This window comes from Corynebacterium sp. HMSC059E07 (genome assembly GCF_001814395.1).
GTDB lineage: Bacteria > Actinomycetota > Actinomycetes > Mycobacteriales > Mycobacteriaceae > Corynebacterium > Corynebacterium hesseae.
The window spans coordinates 1-20,550 of sequence record NZ_KV816325.1 but is presented as its reverse complement, the minus strand read 5'-3'; the positions used below and the strand labels follow the sequence as shown (position 1 = coordinate 20,550).

Genomic DNA, 20,550 nt, shown 5'->3' with positions numbered 1-20,550 from the left:
ACGGAGAGTAGCGAGAATGGCACGATTCATTGACCGAGTGGTTTTGCACTTGCAGGCAGGCGACGGCGGACACGGCTGCGCCTCCGTCCACCGCGAAAAATTTAAGCCGCTCGGCGGGCCCGATGGCGGCAACGGCGGCCACGGCGGAGACATCCTGCTGGAGGTCTCACCCCAGATCCACACCCTCATGGATTTCCACTACCGCCCGCACCTGAAGTCCGGCCGCGGCGGCAACGGCGCCGGTGACTGGCGCAACGGCGCGCGCGGCGAGGACCTCATCCTCGAGGTCCCTGAAGGCACCGTGGTCTATACCGAGGACGGGGAGATGCTCGCGGATCTCACGGTCCCGGGAACCCGTTTCGTGGCCGCGGAGGGTGGTTTCGGCGGACTGGGAAACGCAGCGCTAGCCTCGGCAGCCCGCAAGGCCCCGGGCTTTGCGCTGCAGGGAGAGCCGGGCGAGGCGCGCGATCTAATCTTGGAGCTGAAGTCCATGGCGGACGTCGGCCTCGTCGGTTTCCCCTCCGCGGGCAAGTCCTCCCTCATTTCTGTGCTTTCGGCAGCCAAGCCGAAGATCGGTGACTATCCCTTCACCACCCTCCAGCCCAACCTGGGCGTGGTGGACATGGGCTACGAGTCCTTCACCATGGCGGATGTCCCGGGGCTCATCCCGGGAGCCGCCGAGGGCAAGGGCCTAGGCCTCGACTTCCTACGCCACATTGAGCGCACAGCGGTTCTCGCCCACGTGGTGGATACCGCTTCCATCGAGCCGGGCCGCGATCCGCTCTCCGACATCGAGGCGCTCGAGACCGAGCTGGCCAAGTACCAGGAGCTCCTGGAGCAGGACACCGGGCTCGGTGACCTGCGCGGGCGCCCGCGCGTCATCATCCTTAATAAAGCGGATGTTCCCGAGGCAGAGGAGCTCGCGGAATTTGTCAAGGGAGACCTCGAGGAGAAATACGGCTGGCCGGTCTTCATCATTTCCGCGGTGGCGCGCAAGGGGCTAGAGCCCCTCAAGTACAAGCTGATGGAGATGGTGAAAGAACACCGCAAGTCACAGCCCAAGGCGGCGGTGGACAAGAACCACACCATCATTCAGCCCAAGTCCGTGGGCAAGAAAAAGAAGGGCTCCTTCGCCGACTTCACCGTCCGCCCCGACCCCGAGGTGGAGGGCGGATTCATCGTCGAGGGCGACAAGATCGACCGCTGGATTCGCCAGACTGACTTCGAAAACGACGAGGCCGTGGGCTACCTCGCAGACCGCCTGGCCAAGGCCGGAGTCGAGGAAGAGCTGCACCGCCAGGGCGCGGAGGAAGGCTGCCCGGTCACCATCGGGGACATCACCTTCGAGTATGAGCCGATGGCCGGTGGCCGCGCAACTGATGCGGGCCGCGGACAGGACGGCCGCCTCATGGGCACCGACCGCGTTTCCGCCGCCGAGCGCAAGCGCGCCTCCCAGGCGCGCCGCGGCCTCGTGGACGAGTTCGACTTTGGCACGGACGGGGAAGTCACTCGCGAGTCCGCGAACCGCGATCGCTGGCAGGGTTAGCCCGGTATACTGAGCTGGTATGTCATCCGAACACGACAACCAGCTCGACTATCCTCTCCCCCTCGAACCCTTCGAGGGGCCGACCCCGGACGTGGACTACCCGGAGACCACCACGTTATCGGAGAAATCCAGCGGTTTCTCCTCGCCGCTGCGCGAGGAGATCTCTAAAGCCAAGCGCATCGTCATCAAGATCGGATCCTCGTCGCTAACGCGCGATGACTTCGTGACCTCCACCGAGAAGATCGACAAGATCGTCGACGCCGTCTGCGCACGCATGAACGTCTCCGACATCATCATCGTCTCCTCCGGTGCCGTGGCCGCCGGAATGGGCCCGCTGGGCCTGACCACCCGCCCCACCGATCTGGCCACCAAGCAGGCCGCCGCCGCGGTGGGCCAGGTGCACCTCGCCTACGAGTGGGGTGTGTCCTTTGCCCGCTATAACCGCACCATTGGCCAGGTGCTGCTGACCGCGTCGGACGTCGGCAAGCGCGATCGCGCCCGCAACGCCCAGCGCACCATTGACCGTCTGCGCCAGATGCGCACGGTGCCCATCGTCAACGAGAACGACACCGTGGCCACCTCCGAGATGCACTTCGGTGATAACGACCGCCTTTCTGCGCTCGTGGCCAATCTGGTCGGCGCGGATGCCCTCTTCCTTTTCTCTGACGTGGACGGCCTCTACGACAAGAACCCGGCCGAACCGGACGCCAAGTTCGTGGAGGAGGTGCGCACCGGTAAGGACCTCAAGGCGGTCGTGGCCGGCGATGGCGGCAAGGTCGGCACCGGCGGCATGGCCACGAAGGTCTCGGCTGCCCGCCTGGCCACGCGCGGCGGCATTCCGGTGCTGCTGACCTCGGCGGATAATATTGGGCAGGCGCTTGACGACGCCTCCGTAGGCACCGTCTTCCACACCCGCGAGGAGCGCCGCCTGTCTGCTTGGAAGTTCTGGGCTCTCTACTGCGCGGATACCGGCGGATCCCTGCGCTTGGACGAGGGCGCCATGGAGGCCGTAGTCCGCGGTGGAAACTCCCTGCTGGCCGTGGGCATTACCGACATTAAGGGCGAGTTCAACGCCGGCGAGATCGTGGACATCATGGGCCCCAAAGGCCAGGTCATCGGCCGCGGCGAGGTGGGCTATGACTCCACCACGCTGCACAACCTGCTGGGCAAGCACACCGATGAGCTGCCGGAGGATATGCGCCGCCCGGTTGTCCATGCCGACTACCTGTCCAACTTCGCCTCCCGTATTTAATGCGTTATTTCATGGGCCCCGACGTGTGGGCGGCAACCGTGGCAGATATCGACGCCGCCGGGCACGAGCGTGTCGAGAGCTTGGAGGACGCCGAGGTCTTTGTGAACACCGCCTCGGACCCGGCGCAGACCCCGGAAATCCCGGAGAATATCCAGTGGGTGCAATACTGCTTTACCGGGGTTAACCGCCACATCGACGCCGGGCTCATCCGGAAGGATGGCCTCCCGTGGTGTAACTCTGCGGGAGCTTTTGCCAAGCCCGTGGCGGAATCCGCGCTGGGGCTCATGTTGTCCCAGGCGCACCACCACAAGGCTTTCGCCCTGGCGAAGTCCTGGTCGGTGGCGCGCGCTCTCGATGAATCCCAGGCTTGGCTCTATGACCAGCAGGGGCCAGCACGTGTGCTCATCGTAGGCGCGGGAGGAATCGGCAAGCAGCTTATGGCCTACCTCGCGCCCTTCGGTGCGCACATCACAGCGGTCAACCGCACGGGCCGCCCGGTTGACGGCGCGGATGTGACGCTACCCATCGAGCGCGTGGACGAGGCCTGGGCGGATGCGGATTTCGTCGTCAGCATCCTGCCGGCGACGGAAGCGACGGAAGCGTTCTTCACCGCCGCCGTGTTCCACGCGATGAAGCGCTCGGCGGTGTTTATTAACGTCGGCCGCGGCAGCACAGTGGTCACGGACGACCTCGTGGACGCATTGCGCACGGGCGAGATTGCCGGCGCGGGCTTGGAGGTCATGGATCCGGAGCCGCTTCCGGATGGCCACCCGCTCTACGATTTGCCCAACGCCACGCTGACGCCGCACATGGCGGCTTCGGATCACGTGGCCCAGTACCACCTGGGTGCTATCTTCAATGCCAACGCCGCTGCGTGGGAGGGCGGCGAGGACATGCCTACCCGCGTCGACCCGGACGCCGGATACTAACTAGGAGGATGTGCATGAAGTACGCTATCGAACCACACCCGTGGGAGGAAACCATTGAGGTGCTCGACGCCGCAGGGTTCGAGCGCGCTCCACTTAGTGAGGCCTCCTTCCTCATCTACACCGGCGACGGCAGCGATTTCCCGGATCCGCTCCCAGAGAACATCGGCTTCGTGCAGATTCCCTCGGCGGGCGTGGACCACGTGCTTGAAGTGATGAAGAGGAGCAGCGTGCCGTGGTCGAACGCGGCTGGTGTGTATGACAACACGGTGGCGGAATCCACCATCGCGCTGCTGTTGGCGCAGCTGCACGCGCACCGCCGCGTTAACGGCACGTTCGATTCCTATGCCGAGATGGAAGCCCATACCTCCTATCTTTATGACGATAAGACGGTCGCCATTATTGGTGCCGGCGGCATTGGCAAGCGTCTGATCAGCATGCTGTCTGGTTTCGGACCGCGCATCATCGCGGTGAATCGCTCCGGCAATCCGGTCGAGGGTGCGGAGGAGACCTACCCGATTTCCCAGGTGGAGAAGGTGTGGCCGAAGGCGGACTACTTCGTGCTTATCGCTCCGCTGACCCCGGAGACCCGCCACATGGTGGATAGGGAAGCCTTCAAGCAGATGCCAGAACATGCTGTTGTCGTCAACGTCGGCCGCGGCCCGCTCATTAAGACCGAGGACCTCGTTGCTGCCTTGGAGTCTGGGGAGATTGCCGGCGCGGCCCTCGATGTCACGGATCCTGAACCGCTCCCAGAGGAGCACCCGCTGTGGCACGACAAGCGCGTGGTTATCACCCCACACATTGCCAATACGATGCGCTCCGTGCGGGAAAAAATTGGCGCGCACACCATCAAGGTGGCCGAGGCTTTCGCGGCGGGGGACAAGCTGCCTACTCTGGTTGACCCGAAGGCAGGCTACTAATGGAGAACCCCGATATCCGAGTCGGCGATGCGGAGCGCTCTGAGGCCCTAGAGCAGTTGAGCCAGCACTTCGTCAACGGCGCGTTGGCACCTGATGAATTCGAGCAGCGCACCGGCGAGGCTGCTGTAGCGCGGACCCGCGGGGACGTCGCAAAGCTCTTTGCGGATCTGCCGGAGCTTGCTGCCCCACGTGCTTCAGCGCCCGCCACCCGCCACGAAGCGGAGCTGGAGTACATGCTCGCCCGCGGCCGCAAGGTGCAGACAGCAGATGCTGTTATCTGGTCGGTGGCGACCATCGTGTTCTTCTTGGGCCTTTTCGTCTTCGACTGGAGTTACTTCTGGCTGGCTTTCGTCGCCGGTGGTATTGCTTCGGTGGGGGTGCGCGCGATACTGAACTTCAGCGATTCGGATGAAGAGCTTTTTGATGAGCTTTCCGAAGGGGAAGAGAAAAAGCGCGCCGAGCGCCTGCGTGCCGCGGCCGAGCGCCGCCGCGAACTCGGGGCTTAGCCAAAGACCGATCAGCGCCCCATAGCTGCACAAAACCCTGACAAGCGGGCAGACCTTCCGTACGCTGGTATGGCATGAGCAACACCGAACGTGAAGAAGTTCTGTCCAAAGCCCGCGCTGCCAAGGCGGTGGCGCCACAGTTCGCGCAGCTGCCCACCCCGCGCAAGAATGAAATCCTCAACCGCGCCGCTGAGAATCTGATTGCGCACACCGAGGACATCCTCGCGGCGAACCAGCTCGATATCGAGGCCGGCCGCGCCAACGGCATGTCCGAATCCCTCATCGACCGCTTGTCGCTTGATGTCGCCCGCATCGAGGGCATCGCCGACGGGCTTCGCCAAGTAGCCTCCCTCCAGGACCCGGTAGGGGAGATCCTGCAGGGGCGCACCATGGATAACGGCATCCAGATGAAGCAGGTCCGCGTGCCGCTCGGCGTGATGGGCATGGTCTACGAGGCCCGCCCGAACGTCACCGTCGATGCCTTCGGCTTGGCCCTCAAGTCCGGCAACGTGCCGCTGCTGCGAGGTTCCAAGTCCGCGAAGAACTCCAACGCCAAGCTCGTCGAGCTCCTCCAGGACACCCTCGTGGAGTTTGATCTGCCGCGCGAAGGCGTGCAGCTTCTGCCTTGTGAGACCCACGATTCCGTGCAGGACCTCATCACCGCCCGCGGACTGGTGGACCTGGTCATCCCGCGTGGCGGCGCGCGCCTTATCAACGCCGTCGTGGAAAACGCCACCGTCCCCGCCATCGAGACCGGTACCGGCAACTGCCACTTCTATGTCGATGCCTCCGCTGACCTGGACAAGGCCATCGACATGGTGATCAACGGCAAGACCCGCCGCACCTCGGTGTGCAATGCCACGGAAGGCGTGCTGATCGACGCTGCCCTTGACGACGCCTCGAAGCTCCGCATCATCACCTCCCTTCAGGAGGCAGGGGTCACCATCCACGGCGACGTGAAGGAGCTCGAGGCCTTCGGCGTTGAGGACGCCGTGGAGGCCACCGACGAGGAGTGGCGCGAAGAATTCCTCTCCATGGATATCTGCGCCAAGGTGGTCGACGGCGTCAACGGCGCCATCGCGCACATTGCCGAGTACACCACCGGCCACACTGAGGCCATTGCGGCCCAGGATGCTGACGTGCTGCTGACCTTCGCCAACGAGGTAGATGCCGCAGCGGTCATGCTCAACGCCTCCACCGCGTTTACCGATGGTGAGGTATACGGCATGGGCGCCGAAATCGGCATCTCCACCCAGAAGCTGCATGCGCGCGGCCCGATGGCGCTGCCGGAGCTAACATCCACCAAATGGGTGCTGCAGGGCACCGGCCAGACCCGCCCCTAGGGACAGCTAGAAAAGCTACTCGAAAGGTACTCGAAAGCTACTCGAAAAGAATTTTTCGAGGCTGACCTGCGCAAAACAATCTACTCGAAAACTTTTCGAGTAGATTGTTTTGCCTTGCGCGGGGTTCGTGCTGCGCGCTGGGGGAGCACTGGGTATTCTAAAGCGCGGTAATAACAAAGAACTGAATGGTGCCTTCTCCCATGCTGTCCCGCATTGCTTCCTCCGTGGCCGCCGCCGTCATGGCCGTGTCCGCCTTCATTGTCCCTCAAACCATCTCTGCACCCGCCGCGCACGCTGACGAACAGTGCCCCGCAGTGGTCGTCGTCGCCGCGCGCGGCTCTGGCCAAAACGGTCAGGTCTACCCCACGCAGTATTCGAACCAGGGCGGCCGCGCATCCAATGGATGGGAGGGCGAATCCATCCGCGCCATGCTGCAGGGCGCCGAGGCACGCTACCAGGCCACTCACGGCGGAAATTCGCTGATGAAGGACGTCTACGTGCTGGGCCTGGAGCCGCAGTACTATCCGGCGACCTACCCGGAATACTCTGTTCCGAACGAGTCGGTTCCGAACACCGCGGCTGACCTCGTGCGCCTGGCCACGCAGTACGCCAACCCGGTCATCAACACCGCAGTCTCCGCCATCAACCAGTTCATGTACTCCGTGCAGACCGGCAATCGTGGAGTGACCAGCGCGATCAACAGCTATGAAGCCGCCACCGGTTGCCACCCGCAATACATCCTGTCCGGCTACTCCCAGGGCGCCATGATCCTGGCCAACCACGAGGTGGAACTGGCCCACCGCGGTCAGCTCGCAGGCGTCGTGACCTTTGGTAACCCGCTGACCCGCGCAGGGGACCCGGCCGTCGTCGGCGCAACCCAGGGCGCGGGCGGCCCGATGGGCTACTTCCCGCAGATGCGCGCCAACGTCAGCCGCGTGGACTACTGCCTGCCGCTCGACGCCGTGTGCGACCTCTCCGCACAGACCCTCTACGCCGCCAAGCCCACTGGCGGCTCCCATGGCCAGTACTTCTTCACCTACCACCAGTGGGATAACCAAGTCTACGATTCCATCGGCCGCATGGTAGATGGCGTCCGTTTCCGCTAAACAGGAAAGAATGAAGTCTCTTTCTTTTCGTGTTTCCTGTGTAGCTGCCGCCCTTGGCACGGCAGCGTCCCTTCTCAGCGCGCCGGTGGCCTCGGCGAGTGGTGTCGGCACGTGCCCCGACACCGTGGTGCTCGCCGCGCGCGGTTCAGACCAGAACGAGGAACAGGGCGAATACGTAGGCCCGCAGCGTTACTCCGAACGTGCGCCGGAATCCACCGGCTTTGAGGGACGCAACTTTGCCGCCCTGTTCCATCAGGTAGAGCAGCGCCACCCCGGCACAATGGATGGCGTTTATGTGCTGGCGCTTGACCCGGAGGCGTACCCGGCCTCGATGAACCTGCCGCCCTTGGCGCAGGAGGGTGAAGACTTGGGCCCGCTTCAGCTTGTGCAGCGAGCGCTCGGGATCCTTCAGGAACATTCCATCGGGGAGATGGCGTACTCGGTAACGCTAGGGGCTGCTGACAGTCTTCGCACCGGCGCCCGCAATGCACCGAAGGTGGTGGACAACTATGAAGCCACCACCGGCTGCCACCCGCGCTGGGTAGCAGCTGGCTACTCCCAGGGAGCGCTCGTGGCAACGAGTGTGGAGGGCTACCTGGCCGATACCGGGCGCTTGCACGGGGTGATCACTTTTGGCAACCCCGTGCACCAGGTGCCGTGGGTTAAGAACCGTGCCGGGCTGCCGGCGCAGCGCTACGTCGACTACTGCCTAGACGGGGATTTCGTCTGCGATTTCTCCCTCGACGCCGCAAACCGCGCACTGGCCACCAAGGCCGAGCGCCACGCCTCCTATTTCTTGGCGGAGCCTACTGGGCAGGACGTGCAGGTCATTGACACGGTGGCCGGTATACTCACCAGCCATGACTAGTCCGCAACGCATCGGCATCATGGGTGGCACCTTCGACCCCATCCATAACGGTCACCTCGTCGCCGCCAGCGAGGTAGCCCACCGTTTCCGCCTCGACACGGTGGTCTTCGTCCCCACTGGCCAGCCTTGGCAAAAGGCCGACAAGCAGGTCACCGCCGCCGAGCACCGCTACCTGATGACCATGGTGGCCACGGCGTCGAACCCGCGCTTTACCGTTTCCCGCGTGGACATCGACCGCGAAGGCCCCACCTACACCATCGATACGCTGCGGGATCTGCGCGGAATCTTCCCAGACGCCGAGCTTTACTTCATCACCGGCGCCGATTCGGTGGCCTCCATCATGAGCTGGCGCAACTGGGAGGAGATGCTGGAGATGGCTCACTTCGTTGGCGTGACCCGTCCAGGCTATGACCTGCGCAAGGACATGCTGCCGCAGGATTCCCAGGATGACATCGAGCTGATTGAAATCCCCGCCATGGCCATTTCCTCGACCGATTGCCGTGCCCGCGCGCAGCAGGGCCAGCCGGTGTGGTACCTCGTGCCGGATGGGGTGGTGCAATACATTGCCAAGAACCACCTCTATGGTCCGCACCCGGAAAAGCCCCTGTAACGTCTGTGCCTTTCCGGTAGTCGGGCGGGGGAATTCGACTAGGAAAATGAGCCTTGTCGTGTAAGACTAGAGATCTTAAGAAAACGTACTTGTGTAGGGATTGTCATGTCGATTACTGATGAAGCACGCCAGATGGCGGAAACCGCCGCCTTGGCTGCGGATGAAAAGCTGGCCACCAACATCGCCGCTATTGACGTTTCCGACGTGCTGGCGATTACCGAGGTCTTCGTCTTGGCCTCTGCCGATACCGAGCGCCAGGTGGGGTCCATCGTCGAGGAAGTTGAAGACGAGCTGACCAAGAAGGGCTTTGAACCCAAGCGCCGCGAAGGCAATCGCGAGAACCGTTGGGTCCTGCTCGATTACGGCCCCATCGTGGTCCACGTTCAGCGCAACGATCAGCGCGAGTTCTACGGCCTGGACCGCCTGTACCACGACTGCCCGCTTCTCGACATCCCCGGTCTGGACACCCCGGAGCGCCCCGGCGAGTGGTCTGATGAAGTCAACCCGCGCGATGTTGAATCGATCGATGAGATTCCCCTGGCCCAGCCAGAGCCGGAAGACGACGAATTATGACCCGCCGCCTCCTCCTCATCCGCCACGGCCAGACCACCTATAACGCCACCGGCCGGATGCAGGGGCACTTGGACACCGAGCTATCAGAGGTAGGGTACTCGCAGGCGCGCGCGGCTGCTGACCTGCTTGAGGGCAAAGACATCACCGCGATCGTCTCCTCAGATCTCATCCGTGCGCGCGACACCGCGGAGATCATCGCTCGGCGTTTGGGGCTTGAGGTGTCCGTCGATAAGCGCTTGCGCGAAACCCACCTGGGTGAGTGGCAGGGGATGACATCGGCTGAAGTGGACGAGCAGTTTCCCGGAGCGCGGGCGCTGTGGCGCCACGACCCCACCTGGGCGCCGCCGCAGGGCGAGAGCCGTGTGGACGTGGCCAACCGCGCCCGTCCGGTCATCGATGAGCTCATGCAGAAGCATCCGCAGTGGGATGAGGGAGCGGTGCTTGTCGTCGCTCACGGCGGTGCTATCTCCGCGCTGACCTGCCACCTTTTAGGCCTTGAGCACCACCAGTATGGAATCCTCTCCGGATTGAAGAATACTCACTGGTCGCAGCTGACCGCGCGGCCCGAGTTCGATGCTGCCCGGCCGCTGTCACCGCTGAAATTTACCCCGGAGAACGTCAGCCGCGCCCAGTGGTACTTCGACGGCTGGAACATGGGCGGTGCTGTCGTTGGTGGTGCAGGGGCGGACGTCTAGTGATTCGCGTCGTCACCGATTCCGCCGCGGGTTTGCCGGCGGATATCGTCGAGGAGCTCGACATGTGCGTCGTTGACTTGCACGTTATGGAAAGCCACGGCAAGGACGGCGCGGAGCTGTCCACCTCGGGTCTGACTGCCCTCGAATTGGCCGCTTTATACGGTCGTCAGATGGAGCGCTCCGGCGATGATGGCGTGCTGGCAATCCACCTCTCGAAGGAGCTGTCCTCGACGTGGTCCGCGGCGGTGACTGCTTCTGGCGTCTTCCCAGGCACCGTGCGCGTTATCGATTCCGGCAGCGCGGGCATGGTCATGGGCGCGGCTGCCATGGCGGCGGCCAAGCTTGCCCAGGAAGGCGCCTCACTCGACGAGTGCTATGCCGCCGCCATCAATACCCTTGAGCGCGGGCACACCTGGGTCTATCTCAACTCAACGGAGGAGCTTCGCCGTTCCGGGCGCATGTCTGCGGCCACGGCGATGCTGTCCACTGCGCTGCTGGCCACCAAGCCGATCATGGCCATTCAGAGCGGCAAGCTGGAGATGGTGGGCAAGACCCGCACCCAAACCAAGGCCTTTACCAAGCTCGTGGACCTGGTGGCCTCCCGCGCCGAGGGCAAGCCGGCCTTCATCGCGGTGCAGTACAACGAGGACAAGGTCTCGGCCCGCCGGCTGGAGGACTTGCTGCGTTTGGCCCTGCCGGATTCCTCTTTCATGCTGGTGCCGCTTACCGACGTCCTCGCAGTCCACGTCGGCCCCGGAGCCATCGGCGTCTCCGCGGTCTTTAGCTGACGGCGGAGCCGAGCTAAAGACGTTGTTGACGTCTTCAACAAGTTATCCACAGGCTGCGGCTTAAGCCCTCGACGGGGGTGTGGACGCTGCGTAGCGTCGCGGGCATGAACGCCATTGCTGATCGCCTCCGCGACCTCACCCGCCCGACCGGGGAAGAAGAACTGCTCAACGTCGACTTTCCGCGCGTGCGCGTCCCGCCCTGGTTGGCGCTGGCTGTTGTAGGCGTGGCCGGCGTTGCACTTCTGGCCTGGCTGGGGGCGAGCCGCAGTGCGGAGAACCCCTATGAGGTTGCTGCGCCGAGCAGCGAGGCGGCGGCGGATATCGTGGTTGCGGTCGTGGGTGAGGTAGAGCAGCCGGGGCTGGTGACCTTGGCGCCTGGTGCGCGCATCAACGACGCCCTCGAGGTGGCGCGCCCGCGCGTGCCCACCGATAACCTCAACCTGGCGCAGAAGCTTAACGACGGCGAGCAGATCACCGTCGGCGCTCCACCCGCTGCCCCAGGCGCTGCGGCCGAAGACACTATCTCCCTCAACTCCGCCAGCGAGGAGGAGCTGACGGAGCTTCCGGGTATTGGCCCGGCCACGGCGGCGGCGATCATCGCGCACCGCGAGGAGGTCGGCAGCTTCACCACCGTGGAGCAGCTCATGGACGTTTCAGGCATTGGCCCGGCGAAGTTCGCGAAGCTGAAGGACAAGGTCCGGCCGTGAGAGAGCTGCGGCTCGTGCCCGCCGCGGTGGTGGCGTGGCTGGCCACGCTCGCCGTGCTTTTCGGGCATCCGTGGTTGTTGGGCGGGCTGGTGTGTTTCGTTCTAGCGCGCGGTCAGTGGCGCGGGCAGGGTATCCTATGTGCGGCGAGCGGGGTCATCTTCGCCACCCTGGCTTATGTGCGCTCGGTGCGCGCCGCGGCGTTCCACTTCGGCTCGGAGGTGACGGGAAAGCTCGCCGCCGACCCGGTTGAGACGGCATCCGGGTGGATGGTGCGCCTGCGCGTGCCGGGCTACCCGGCGCAGCTGCCCGTCTTCCTCAAGGAGGAACCGGAGGCCTTCGGTGGCTCGCTGGTGACGGTGCACGGTCACCCCGGCCCCTCGGATCAGGTAGGAGTAGGCAAGACCGTCTTCAGTGGCGAGCTCACCGCACACTCTCATAGCTGGACGGCGGCGGTCGCGGAAAACTTCCGTGCCGTGTGTGACAACGGCCTTATCCCCGGCATGGTCTTGGGCGATACCAGCCTGCAAAGCCCCGAGGATAAGCAGCTCTACATCGACACGGGTCTATCGCATTTGAGTGCTGTGTCCGGCTCCAACGTTGCCATCGTGTGCACCGCGGCGGCGTTGGTGGTGCCGGGGCAGAGGGTGAGAGTGGGGGCGTCGGCAAGCGCGTTGGCGTTGTTCGTGGCACTGGTGGGGTGGGAGCCCTCCGTCCAGCGCGCCACCGTCGCTGGGCTGGCGGGGCTGGCGGCGGTGCTCAGCTCCTCGAAGATGGAGCCGCTCCATGCCCTGGCTCTTGGAGTGCTCTTTCTGCTCGCGGCGGACAGCGACCTAGCGGTCAGCTTCGGCTTCGCGCTCTCCGTCGCGGCCACCGCAGGCATCGTGGCGCTCAGCCCGCTGCTATTGCGGGTGCTGGGCACGGGCATCGTGGCCCGGGCCTTTGCGGTGGCCATTGCTGCGGATATCGTGACCATGCCGCTCATTGCGCTGATGAGCGGGCGGGTCTCGGTGGTGTCAGTCATTGCCAACGTGCTGGTGGCCCCGGTCGTGCCTATTATCACCGTCGTGGGGCTCATCGCCGCCGTCCTGGCGCAGGTGGGGTGGGGCAGGCCCCTGGTGATCCTTATTGAGCCGCTGGCGGATTGGATCCACTTCGTCGCCTCCTCCATGCCGGTGACCACCGTGGCGGCGGGGCCCGTCGCGATGCTCCTACTTGGCGGGTGGGTCATTGCGGCGTTGCTAAGATGACAGGCATGTCTTCTGCCCCCGTGCACCTCATCCTCGGTGATGATGAATTCCTGGCCGAGCGCGCCCGCCTGTCCATCCAACAGGGCGAGGTAACCAAGCTCAAGGCCTCCGAGGTCAGCGAGGGCGAAATCCTGGAAGCCACCAGCCCCTCCCTGTTTGGGGAGGACCGCGTCATCGTCATCAGCGACGTGGAGAGGGCCGGTAAGGAGGTTACGAAGATCCTCCTCGACGCCTGCGCTAATCCCATGCCCGGTATCACGCTCATTTTGATGTACTCGGTGACGGCGAAGACGCTGAAGAAAAAGAAGAAGCCGCCGGAGCTCATCGCGGCGCTGCGCAAGACGGCCGAGGTGCATGAGGTCTTTTCCCTCTACCCGAACGAGCTCGCGCAGTGGGCTACGCGTGAGTTCGCCTCGCATGGGGTGCGGCCTACACCGGATGTGGTGCAGGCGCTTCTCGACGGCGTCGGCTCCGACCTCCGCGAGCTCGCCTCCGCCATCTCGCAGCTCGTCTTCGACACAGGCGGCAAGGTGACCCGCGAGGCGGTGCACGCGTACTACGTAGGTGTGGCCGAGGTGGCCAACTGGGATATCGCGGATGCCGCTGTGGCAGGCCGCGTGGAGGCGGCGGTGTCCACGTGCCGCCGCGCGCTGCAGTTGGGGGCGAGCCCCGTGGCCATCGCCTCGGCGCTGGCCAGCAAGGTGGGTAATATCGCGCGCCTCTACTCCGCACGCGGGGATCAATACTCGCTGGCTTCTCAGGCCGGGATGGCGCCCTATGCGGTTAAGCTGACGCAGCCGGTGGCGCGGCGGTGGTCGGGGGAGAATATCACCAAGGCCGTGATCCTCATGGCGGAGCTGGATGCCGCGGTCAAGGGACAGGGCGGGGACGGGGATTTCGCCGTCGAGGCGGCCGTTAAACGAGTGGCGGAGCTGGCGCGCTAGACTAACCCCTCATGGATGACATCCAGAACTTTGCCACCAAGCTTTTTGACTTTGCCCGCAATGGCGATGCCACGCTGCTCGAGTACATCAAGCAGGGCGTCAACGTCGACATGGTGAACCAGGACGGGCAGTCCTTCATCATGCTCGCCGCCTACCACGGCCATACGGAGCTGGTGCGCCAGCTCGCCGCAGCGGGGGCCGACGTCAACCTCCTCAACGATCGCGGCCAGTCGCCGTTGGCCGGGGCTATTTTCAAGAAGGAAGACGCGGTGATCGACGCCCTTCTCGACGCCGGCGCCGACCCCACTGCCGGCCAGCCAAATGCCCTCGACTCGGCTCGCATGTTCGGCCGTGAGGATCTTCTCGAGCGCCTGTCATGAGCTGGTCCGCGTTTGCGGCCATCCTCCTCATGAACCTCGTCGGCGCGGCGGCACCCGGCCCCGACATTGTGCTGGTGACACGCTATGCCACGCGCTCGCGCCGCCACGCCATCGCGGCGTCGACGGGCATTCAGGTCGGCGTGCTGTTCTGGTGCACGCTGACTGTGTTTGGCGCGGCCGCTTTGCTGACCGCCTTCCCGGGAGTTCTCTCCCTGATTCAGGTGATTGGCGGTTGCTTCCTCGTCTTCATGGGCGTGCTTTCCATTCGCTCCGGGCTGGAGCTGCGCAAGCAGCCGCCGGTGGATGAGGAGGAGGCCGCCGCCCGCTTGGGCTCGGTGGGCAAGGTCTTCCGCACGGGGTTGGCCACCAACCTGTCCAACCCCAAGATCGTGCTCTTTCTCGCCGCTATGATCGCCCCGCTGCTGCCGCCGCACCCGCCGGTGTGGCTTTCGGTGGCTTTGGTGTTGAGCCTGTCGCTGTCGAGCTACCTGCTTTTCGTTGTCCTCTCGGCGGTCATCTCGACCCGCGCGATTCGCCGCCGCCTGCTGGCCGCCGGCCCGTGGATCGACATCGGTTCCGGTGCCTTCTTCGTGGTGGCCGGCTGCGCGCTGGTGTGGGCCGGCATCCAGGCCGCCTAGGCCTGCTCGAGTAGCTCTTTGAGCCACTGGGACCACGCCGCGACCGTGGCGGAGCGGCGGCGCAGGGTCGTCTCACCCAGGCCCAGGTTCGCCGCGCGCATGAACCCGGCCGCCTCGGCCTTGCTCAGAGCGCAGTGCTTATCGACGACAAACCGCACCATCTCCCGGAACACCGGCCGCGAGGCCAGCGCCTCAACGAGGGCGAGGTTGCGCTCGTCGCGCGTGCCGCTGAGCTTGGTCAAACCTAAGTAGCGGGCGGCGTTGGTGTAGTAATCAGCCTGGCGCGGGGTAAAGCCGAAGGCCTCGGGCATCTCCGCCTTCGGCACGGGGTTCTCCAGCAAGCTGATGACGCGGGCAAAGGAATCCGCCTGGGGGAAGGGAACGCGCGTGCCCTCGACCTTCGTGTGCTCCAGAACCTCGCGCACCGCCGCATCAGTCACACCGGACTCGCCCAAAACGTAGCGCGCCGCGCTCACCAGCTCGATGCTGCGGAAGTCCTCCGGCTGCCTAAACACATAGCGGTAGAAGTGAAAGATGCCATTGGAATAGACCAGATACACCGGCACCACTTCTTTATCCAGTGCCCGCGAGAAGCGGCGGAAAGGGAAGTAGAGCTGACGGATGTTGAAGTCGGGGGAGATGTGGTTCTTCGCCTCCACGAGCACGAGGTGCTCGGCGGATTCGAAGCCGGCGTCGATCTCCATCTGGGCGCGGTCCACCTCGATATCGCGTCCGCCGACCCGCATGGGCAGCGTGAGCGTCGACATGCGCCCGCTGACGGTCGGTACCAACTCACCGCCCAAGAAATCATCAAGCATGCCGCTTAAGTGCGCTGCGGTCAACGCTGCGGCCTCCGAGGTCAAGTTCTCGAAGTCAATGGACTGGATGTGCCCCGGAACCGGCATCGACTTCAGCGGCCCGGCCTCCTCCGGGAAAGGCTGGTACAGGTCAAAGCGGCCAATCAGGTAGGCATCGCGGCGAATCGGCAGCATGGACAACCCGTGCTGGCGAAGCACCTCGGGGCGCGCGGCGGAAAAATCGTGCTTGGCCATCAACCGCGGCTCGCGCCCGGAAAGCTCCTTGAGCTTCGCGGCGGGCAACACCACATAGCCCTGGTCCGCGATGTCGGCGGCGAGGTGGGGATAGACACGGTCCCAGGCGGCGTCGTTAAGCATAATTGCGCACGAGCACCTCATCGACCTTGCCGCGCTTCGACGCCACGGAATTCACCGCGCGCGTAGCCCCCACGATCTCGATGCGATAGTCCGCGTACAGCTCCTTGATGAAGTCCGTCGCCGAATTCGACAGCAGGAACTTCACCCCGCGCGCAGTAAGGGCATCGCAGGTTTCCTTCAGCCGAATCTGGTCCTCGCGGCCGAAGCCCCCCGACTGATAGCCGGTGAAATTGCTCGTGGGGTTGACCGGATCGTATGGCGGATCGAAGTAAACAAAATCCCCCTCGTTGGCCTCCACCGCGGCATAATCGCCGTTATAGAACGTCACGTCGTGGGAGGACAGGTACTCCGAAACCGCGCGCAGATTCGGCTCATCACAGATCTTCGGGTTGGCATAGCGGCCAAACGGGGCGTTGAACTGACCCGAGTTATTCACCCGATAAAGACCGTTGTAGCAGGTCTTATTCAAATAAATCGTGCGTGCAGCCCGCTCCACGGGACTCAAGTGCGCAAACTCCGGCTCGCGGTCGCGGGCGCGCATCTCGTAGAAGAAATCCGAATCATTCGGATAGCCCTTTAAAAGGGCAATGAGCTCGTCCACGTCATCGCGGACCACCTCGTAGACGGTGATGAGCTCGGTGTTCAGGTCATTGACCCGGGCGCGTTCGGGCGCCAAAGAAAAAAGAACCGCTCCGCCGCCCAAGAAAGGCTCGACATAAGTGTCGAAGCTCTCGGGCAGCATGGAGTGGATAACGGGTAGCAGCTGGCGCTTTCCCCCTACCCACTTCAGGAGCGGTTTCATTTAGGCCATCTTGTTGAAGGCGGTGGCCATGCCGGACTTCTTGTTAGCCGCGGTGTTGCGGTGGAAGACGCCCTTCGACACGGACTTGTCCAGTGCGCGGGAAGCAACGCGCAGCTGCTTCTCAGCGGCAGCCTTGTCGCCAGCGGCGACGGCCTCGCGGAACTTGCGGATCTCGGTACGCACGGCGGAGCGTACGGACTTGTTGCGCTGACGCGACTTCTCGTTGGTCAGGATGCGCTTCTGCTTGGACTTGATGTTTGCCATCGTTCTACCTCTTATCGTCGTAGGAATGTTTTACCGAGGAAGGCGGACCCAAGGTCCTGACCGCCAGCGTGCCCCGGCATCCCAAGAAATTTATCAGGGCTCAGGCTAAATCCCCAAATCACGCCCAGTGATAGCGGGAGCGCAGGCGGTTGGCAATGCGCTCGAAGCGCCGCTCCGGGAAGAGCGTTCCCTGCCGACGGCACTGTTCCTCAGAAATCTCCAGCACTCGATCCATCCGCACCCAGCATTGCCGGCCGGTTTCATCCCACTCGCCGGTGCCGATATCGAGCCACTCTTCTTTGTTCGCGTGGCCCGGGTTGGAGGAGATGAGCAGGCCCAGGACCGTGGTGCGCGTGCGGGAGACAATCAGCACTGCGCGCTCACGCGGCGGGGATTGCTTGCCATCGGAAGGCGCCCACACCCACACGACCTCCCCGGAGTCAGCCTGCCCGTCCATGTCCGGGGTGAAGAAGACGCTGCGCGGGTGGGCGGAGGCGGCCTCGACGCGGATATCGGCGGCCTTGCGGGGTTCCGTCACGGAATCGTTTTGGTTCAACCCCAAGCGTTCGGTGATGCGCTCGAGGCCGGCGTCGACAGGCTCGGGGCCTCCGATGCCGAGAATGCGGGCCAACCTAGACATGTCGTCTATTCTAAACGCATGTCTACAAACTTCGCGGCTACTACGTTTACGGATCCGTCCAAGATCCGAAACTTTTGCATTATCGCCCACATCGACCACGGCAAGTCGACGCTGGCTGATCGCATCCTGCAGTTGTCGCAGGTGGTGGAGGAGCGCGACATGCGCGACCAATACCTCGACAACATGGATATCGAGCGCGAGCGCGGCATCACCATTAAGGCGCAGAACGTGCGCCTGCCCTGGATTCCCCAGTCCGGTCCCCTGAAGGGGGAGGAGATCGTCATGCAGATGATCGATACTCCCGGCCACGTGGACTTCACTTACGAGGTCTCCCGCGCGCTGGAGGCGTGTGAGGGCGCCATCTTGCTTGTCGACGCCGCCCAAGGCATCGAGGCCCAAACCCTGGCCAACCTTTACCTGGCTATGGAGAATGACCTGGAGATCATCCCGGTCCTTAACAAGATTGACCTGCCCGCGGCCGACCCGGAGAAGTACTCCCTGGAGATCGCCCACATCATCGGCTGCGAGCCGGAAGAGGTGCTGCGCGTCTCCGGCAAGACCGGCGAGGGCGTGGCGGAGTTGCTGGACAAGGTTGCGGAGCTTGTCCCGGCGCCCACCTCCGAATTCGGGCCCGATGCCCCGGCCCGCGCCATGGTCTTCGACTCGGTCTACGACACCTACCGCGGCGTGGTGACCTATATCCGCATGATGGACGGCAAGCTCACCCCGCGCCAGAAGGTCACCATGATGTCCACGGGTGCCAACCACGAGCTTCTGGAGGTGGGCATTGTTTCACCGACCATGCAGAAATGCGAGGGCCTGGGCCCGGGCGAGGTGGGCTACCTCATTACCGGCGTGAAGAATGTGCGTGAGACCAAGGTGGGTGACACGATTACGTGGGCGTCGAATGGCGCGAGCGAGCCGCTCAAGGGCTACGCCGACCCGAACCCCATGGTGTATTCCGGTTTGTTCCCGATTTCCCAGGCGGACTTCCCGGACTTGCGCGATGCGCTGGAGAAGCTGCAGCTTAACGACGCCTCCCTCACCTTCGAGCCCGAGACCTCCGTGGCCCTGGGCTTCGGCTTCCGCTGCGGATTCTTGGGCCTGCTGCACATGGAAATCACGCGTGACCGTTTGGAGCGAGAGTTTGGCTTGGACCTGATTTCCACCGCCCCGTCGGTGACCTACCGCGTGGTGGCTGAGGACGGCGAGGAATCGTATGTGCACAACCCGTCCGACTGGCCGGCGGGCAAGCTGCGTGAGGTTCACGAGCCGATTGTGAAGATGACCATCATCGTGCCGGAGGAGTTTGTGGGCCCGACGATGGAGCTGTGCCAGTCCAAGCGCGGCCAGATGGGTGGCATGGACTACCTGTCCGAGGACCGCGTGGAGCTGCGCTACACCATGCCGCTGGGTGAAATCATCTTCGACTTCTTCGACATGCTGAAGTCCCGCACCAAGGGCTATGCTTCCCTCAACTACGAGGAGGCCGGGGAGCAGCTAGCGGACTTGGTGAAGGTGGATATCCTGCTCAACGGTGATCCGGTGGATGCCTTCTCCGCGATCGTGCACCGTGATTCCGCGCAGTGGTACGGCAATAAGATGACGAAGAAGCTCAAGGAGATCATCCCGCGCCAGCAGTTCGAGGTGCCGGTCCAGGCGGCCATCGGCTCGAAGATCATCGCGCGTGAAAACATCCGCGCGATGCGCAAGGACGTGCTGGCCAAGTGCTACGGCGGCGATATCTCGCGTAAGCGCAAGCTGCTGGAGAAGCAGAAGGCCGGTAAGAAGCGCATGAAGTCCATCGGTTCCGTTTCCGTGCCGCAGGAGGCATTCGTGGCGGCGCTGTCCACGGACGCCGACTAACGCATCGAGCACCTCCGGTACCGGTCGGGCCACCATCACTGTCTGGAGCTATTGGTGCTGATCAGGGCGAACTTGCGCTGTTGGAGGCTAAAAGCGCCCGGTTTGATATGGCGCTTTCAGCCTGCCTACTGGGCGTTAAAGGAGTAGCTGCCGGTGAGCTGATTGTGGATTGTCACCGAGTAGTCCTGGCCGTTGGCGGTGGCGCCGTTCACAAGCATGGCGAGCTCTTGTGAGTTGTAATAGCGGCTTAGGCCCACGTAAAGAATAAGCAGGAGGATGCTGCCCGCGACTGCGATTGAGGTGGCAATCTTCCACACGCTTACTTGGTTAGTCACGAGTAGTCCTTTCATGCGTGAAAACTTCGGTCACTGTAGCTACTAGTACGATAACAAGCCTTTTATGTGCACGGTATTGAATTAGAACCAGTGCACCCACTATTCCGGGGAAGTTCAGGCAGGGATCACCGGTTTTCGTCTCAACCTGTCCTAGGCCGACGAGTGCGCTGACTTAAGGATCACCGATGTGCCCGCGTGCCTTGACGTGGTCCGAGGGTGGCAGTGTTGTCACTGGTGGTCAGCTGTTTCCTTCCTGCCGTTGCTGCGTGTGGTGGCTGTGGGTGTTAGCTGCTGTCGGGTGGTTCCTCTGGTGGTTGTCCTGCTTGTTCGGCGGCGAGTCTGGCTACTGCTTCTTGGTATTCCGGCATTGCGGTGATTGGTGTGCCCCAGGGTGGGATGAAGCTGACCCCGGTGTT

Annotated in this window: 23 protein-coding genes; 18 read left to right on the top strand and 5 right to left on the bottom strand. The window is 63.7% G+C overall.

Features of this window, described 5'->3' with window-relative positions; all coding sequences use genetic code 11:
- The first annotated feature begins 16 nt into the window (after window positions 1-16).
- From obgE to HMPREF2967_RS07955, 17 genes are all read left to right on the top strand, one after another.
- Window positions 17-1,546 (top strand): GTPase ObgE, encoded by a 1,530-nt coding sequence (gene obgE, locus HMPREF2967_RS08035; protein ID WP_070685962.1) that lies wholly within the window; start codon window positions 17-19, stop codon window positions 1,544-1,546.
- Between the two features lie 19 nt (window positions 1,547-1,565).
- On the top strand, window positions 1,566-2,798 hold the full coding sequence (proB, locus tag HMPREF2967_RS08030) for a glutamate 5-kinase (RefSeq protein WP_070564657.1): 1,233 nt from the start codon (window positions 1,566-1,568) through the stop codon (window positions 2,796-2,798).
- Window positions 2,798-3,727, top strand: coding sequence for a D-isomer specific 2-hydroxyacid dehydrogenase family protein (locus tag HMPREF2967_RS08025; RefSeq protein ID WP_070565162.1), 930 nt, complete (start codon window positions 2,798-2,800; stop codon window positions 3,725-3,727). The genes proB and HMPREF2967_RS08025 overlap by 1 nt, the downstream gene beginning before the upstream one ends.
- Before the next feature lie 14 nt (window positions 3,728-3,741).
- On the top strand, window positions 3,742-4,647 hold the full coding sequence (locus tag HMPREF2967_RS08020; RefSeq protein ID WP_070565165.1) for a D-isomer specific 2-hydroxyacid dehydrogenase family protein: 906 nt from the start codon (window positions 3,742-3,744) through the stop codon (window positions 4,645-4,647).
- Complete coding sequence (locus HMPREF2967_RS08015; RefSeq protein ID WP_070565168.1) at window positions 4,647-5,153, top strand: DUF1707 SHOCT-like domain-containing protein; 507 nt, start codon at window positions 4,647-4,649, stop codon at window positions 5,151-5,153. Before HMPREF2967_RS08020 ends, HMPREF2967_RS08015 begins: the two co-directional genes overlap by 1 nt.
- A 74-nt stretch (window positions 5,154-5,227) precedes the next feature.
- Window positions 5,228-6,496, top strand: coding sequence for a glutamate-5-semialdehyde dehydrogenase (locus tag HMPREF2967_RS08010; RefSeq protein ID WP_070565171.1), 1,269 nt, complete (start codon window positions 5,228-5,230; stop codon window positions 6,494-6,496).
- Window positions 6,497-6,681: 185 nt separating this feature from the next.
- Window positions 6,682-7,602, top strand: a complete 921-nt coding sequence (locus HMPREF2967_RS08005; protein ID WP_070565174.1) for a cutinase family protein — start codon at window positions 6,682-6,684, stop codon at window positions 7,600-7,602.
- A gap of 10 nt (window positions 7,603-7,612) precedes the next feature.
- A complete protein-coding gene (locus tag HMPREF2967_RS08000; RefSeq protein ID WP_070685960.1) occupies window positions 7,613-8,470 on the top strand; it encodes a cutinase family protein in 858 nt (285 codons plus the stop codon).
- The gene (nadD, locus tag HMPREF2967_RS07995; protein ID WP_070530460.1) at window positions 8,463-9,080 is read left to right on the top strand and encodes a nicotinate-nucleotide adenylyltransferase; all 618 of its coding nucleotides are present in this window, start codon (window positions 8,463-8,465) and stop codon (window positions 9,078-9,080) included. Before HMPREF2967_RS08000 ends, nadD begins: the two co-directional genes overlap by 8 nt.
- 105 nt (window positions 9,081-9,185) lie before the next feature.
- Window positions 9,186-9,653, top strand: coding sequence for a ribosome silencing factor (gene rsfS, locus HMPREF2967_RS07990; RefSeq protein WP_070447864.1), 468 nt, complete (start codon window positions 9,186-9,188; stop codon window positions 9,651-9,653).
- On the top strand, window positions 9,650-10,348 hold the full coding sequence (locus HMPREF2967_RS07985; RefSeq protein WP_070685958.1) for a histidine phosphatase family protein: 699 nt from the start codon (window positions 9,650-9,652) through the stop codon (window positions 10,346-10,348). Before rsfS ends, HMPREF2967_RS07985 begins: the two co-directional genes overlap by 4 nt.
- On the top strand, window positions 10,348-11,136 hold the full coding sequence (locus tag HMPREF2967_RS07980; protein WP_070685956.1) for a DegV family protein: 789 nt from the start codon (window positions 10,348-10,350) through the stop codon (window positions 11,134-11,136). The genes HMPREF2967_RS07985 and HMPREF2967_RS07980 overlap by 1 nt, the downstream gene beginning before the upstream one ends.
- Window positions 11,137-11,240: 104 nt before the next feature.
- Window positions 11,241-11,843 (top strand): ComEA family DNA-binding protein, encoded by a 603-nt coding sequence (locus HMPREF2967_RS07975; protein ID WP_070684278.1) that lies wholly within the window; start codon window positions 11,241-11,243, stop codon window positions 11,841-11,843.
- The gene (locus HMPREF2967_RS07970) at window positions 11,840-13,090 is read left to right on the top strand and encodes a ComEC/Rec2 family competence protein (protein ID WP_070685954.1); all 1,251 of its coding nucleotides are present in this window, start codon (window positions 11,840-11,842) and stop codon (window positions 13,088-13,090) included. The genes HMPREF2967_RS07975 and HMPREF2967_RS07970 overlap by 4 nt, the downstream gene beginning before the upstream one ends.
- Window positions 13,087-14,034 carry a DNA polymerase III subunit delta gene (gene holA, locus HMPREF2967_RS07965; protein ID WP_070685952.1) on the top strand — a complete coding sequence of 316 codons (948 nt, stop codon included), beginning with the start codon at window positions 13,087-13,089 and terminating at the stop codon, window positions 14,032-14,034. The genes HMPREF2967_RS07970 and holA overlap by 4 nt, the downstream gene beginning before the upstream one ends.
- Window positions 14,035-14,045: 11 nt before the next feature.
- The gene (locus tag HMPREF2967_RS07960) at window positions 14,046-14,414 is read left to right on the top strand and encodes an ankyrin repeat domain-containing protein (RefSeq protein ID WP_070565192.1); all 369 of its coding nucleotides are present in this window, start codon (window positions 14,046-14,048) and stop codon (window positions 14,412-14,414) included.
- On the top strand, window positions 14,411-15,052 hold the full coding sequence (locus HMPREF2967_RS07955; RefSeq protein ID WP_070519522.1) for a LysE family translocator: 642 nt from the start codon (window positions 14,411-14,413) through the stop codon (window positions 15,050-15,052). Before HMPREF2967_RS07960 ends, HMPREF2967_RS07955 begins: the two co-directional genes overlap by 4 nt.
- Here HMPREF2967_RS07955 and HMPREF2967_RS07950 read toward each other — a convergent pair.
- The 4 genes from HMPREF2967_RS07950 to HMPREF2967_RS07935 form a co-directional block, all read right to left on the bottom strand.
- Window positions 15,049-16,227, bottom strand: coding sequence for a type II restriction enzyme (locus HMPREF2967_RS07950; protein ID WP_232770767.1), 1,179 nt, complete (start codon window positions 16,225-16,227; stop codon window positions 15,049-15,051). The two genes, HMPREF2967_RS07955 and HMPREF2967_RS07950, sit on opposite strands and share 4 nt — an antisense overlap.
- Window positions 16,220-17,029 (bottom strand): DNA adenine methylase, encoded by an 810-nt coding sequence (locus HMPREF2967_RS07945; protein WP_070685948.1) that lies wholly within the window; start codon window positions 17,027-17,029, stop codon window positions 16,220-16,222. The genes HMPREF2967_RS07950 and HMPREF2967_RS07945 overlap by 8 nt, the downstream gene beginning before the upstream one ends.
- Entirely contained in the window at window positions 17,030-17,293 is a 264-nt protein-coding gene (gene rpsT / locus HMPREF2967_RS07940) for a 30S ribosomal protein S20 (RefSeq protein WP_010190855.1), read from the bottom strand.
- Between the two features lie 118 nt (window positions 17,294-17,411).
- A complete protein-coding gene (locus HMPREF2967_RS07935; RefSeq protein ID WP_070519531.1) occupies window positions 17,412-17,933 on the bottom strand; it encodes a type II toxin-antitoxin system PemK/MazF family toxin in 522 nt (173 codons plus the stop codon).
- Window positions 17,934-17,951: 18 nt separating this feature from the next.
- Between HMPREF2967_RS07935 and lepA the strand changes: the two genes are divergently transcribed.
- Window positions 17,952-19,799 (top strand): translation elongation factor 4, encoded by a 1,848-nt coding sequence (gene lepA, locus HMPREF2967_RS07930; RefSeq protein ID WP_070519533.1) that lies wholly within the window; start codon window positions 17,952-17,954, stop codon window positions 19,797-19,799.
- 125 nt (window positions 19,800-19,924) lie between these two features.
- Here lepA and HMPREF2967_RS07925 read toward each other — a convergent pair whose 3' ends face one another.
- Entirely contained in the window at window positions 19,925-20,134 is a 210-nt protein-coding gene (locus HMPREF2967_RS07925; protein WP_070685946.1) for a hypothetical protein, read from the bottom strand.
- Window positions 20,135-20,550 lie beyond the last annotated feature (416 nt).

What these genes read in the sequence shown, in the direction of transcription:
- nadD (WP_070530460.1), top strand. Translation starts at nt 8,463, where the DNA reads ATGACTAGTCCGCAACGCATCGGCATCATGGGTGGCACCTTCGACCCC.
- HMPREF2967_RS07950 (WP_232770767.1), bottom strand. Translation starts at nt 16,227, where the DNA reads ATGCTTAACGACGCCGCCTGGGACCGTGTCTATCCCCACCTCGCCGCC.
- HMPREF2967_RS08020 (WP_070565165.1), top strand. Translation starts at nt 3,742, where the DNA reads ATGAAGTACGCTATCGAACCACACCCGTGGGAGGAAACCATTGAGGTG.
- HMPREF2967_RS08005 (WP_070565174.1), top strand. Translation starts at nt 6,682, where the DNA reads ATGGTGCCTTCTCCCATGCTGTCCCGCATTGCTTCCTCCGTGGCCGCC.
- HMPREF2967_RS07955 (WP_070519522.1), top strand. Translation starts at nt 14,411, where the DNA reads ATGAGCTGGTCCGCGTTTGCGGCCATCCTCCTCATGAACCTCGTCGGC.
- HMPREF2967_RS08010 (WP_070565171.1), top strand. Translation starts at nt 5,228, where the DNA reads ATGAGCAACACCGAACGTGAAGAAGTTCTGTCCAAAGCCCGCGCTGCC.
- lepA (WP_070519533.1), top strand. Translation starts at nt 17,952, where the DNA reads ATGTCTACAAACTTCGCGGCTACTACGTTTACGGATCCGTCCAAGATC.
- HMPREF2967_RS08025 (WP_070565162.1), top strand. Translation starts at nt 2,798, where the DNA reads ATGCGTTATTTCATGGGCCCCGACGTGTGGGCGGCAACCGTGGCAGAT.
- HMPREF2967_RS07945 (WP_070685948.1), bottom strand. Translation starts at nt 17,029, where the DNA reads ATGAAACCGCTCCTGAAGTGGGTAGGGGGAAAGCGCCAGCTGCTACCC.
- rpsT (WP_010190855.1), bottom strand. Translation starts at nt 17,293, where the DNA reads ATGGCAAACATCAAGTCCAAGCAGAAGCGCATCCTGACCAACGAGAAG.
- rsfS (WP_070447864.1), top strand. Translation starts at nt 9,186, where the DNA reads ATGTCGATTACTGATGAAGCACGCCAGATGGCGGAAACCGCCGCCTTG.
- obgE (WP_070685962.1), top strand. Translation starts at nt 17, where the DNA reads ATGGCACGATTCATTGACCGAGTGGTTTTGCACTTGCAGGCAGGCGAC.
- HMPREF2967_RS08000 (WP_070685960.1), top strand. Translation starts at nt 7,613, where the DNA reads ATGAAGTCTCTTTCTTTTCGTGTTTCCTGTGTAGCTGCCGCCCTTGGC.
- proB (WP_070564657.1), top strand. Translation starts at nt 1,566, where the DNA reads ATGTCATCCGAACACGACAACCAGCTCGACTATCCTCTCCCCCTCGAA.
- HMPREF2967_RS08015 (WP_070565168.1), top strand. Translation starts at nt 4,647, where the DNA reads ATGGAGAACCCCGATATCCGAGTCGGCGATGCGGAGCGCTCTGAGGCC.
- HMPREF2967_RS07935 (WP_070519531.1), bottom strand. Translation starts at nt 17,933, where the DNA reads ATGTCTAGGTTGGCCCGCATTCTCGGCATCGGAGGCCCCGAGCCTGTC.
- holA (WP_070685952.1), top strand. Translation starts at nt 13,087, where the DNA reads ATGACAGGCATGTCTTCTGCCCCCGTGCACCTCATCCTCGGTGATGAT.
- HMPREF2967_RS07960 (WP_070565192.1), top strand. Translation starts at nt 14,046, where the DNA reads ATGGATGACATCCAGAACTTTGCCACCAAGCTTTTTGACTTTGCCCGC.
- HMPREF2967_RS07985 (WP_070685958.1), top strand. Translation starts at nt 9,650, where the DNA reads ATGACCCGCCGCCTCCTCCTCATCCGCCACGGCCAGACCACCTATAAC.
- HMPREF2967_RS07975 (WP_070684278.1), top strand. Translation starts at nt 11,241, where the DNA reads ATGAACGCCATTGCTGATCGCCTCCGCGACCTCACCCGCCCGACCGGG.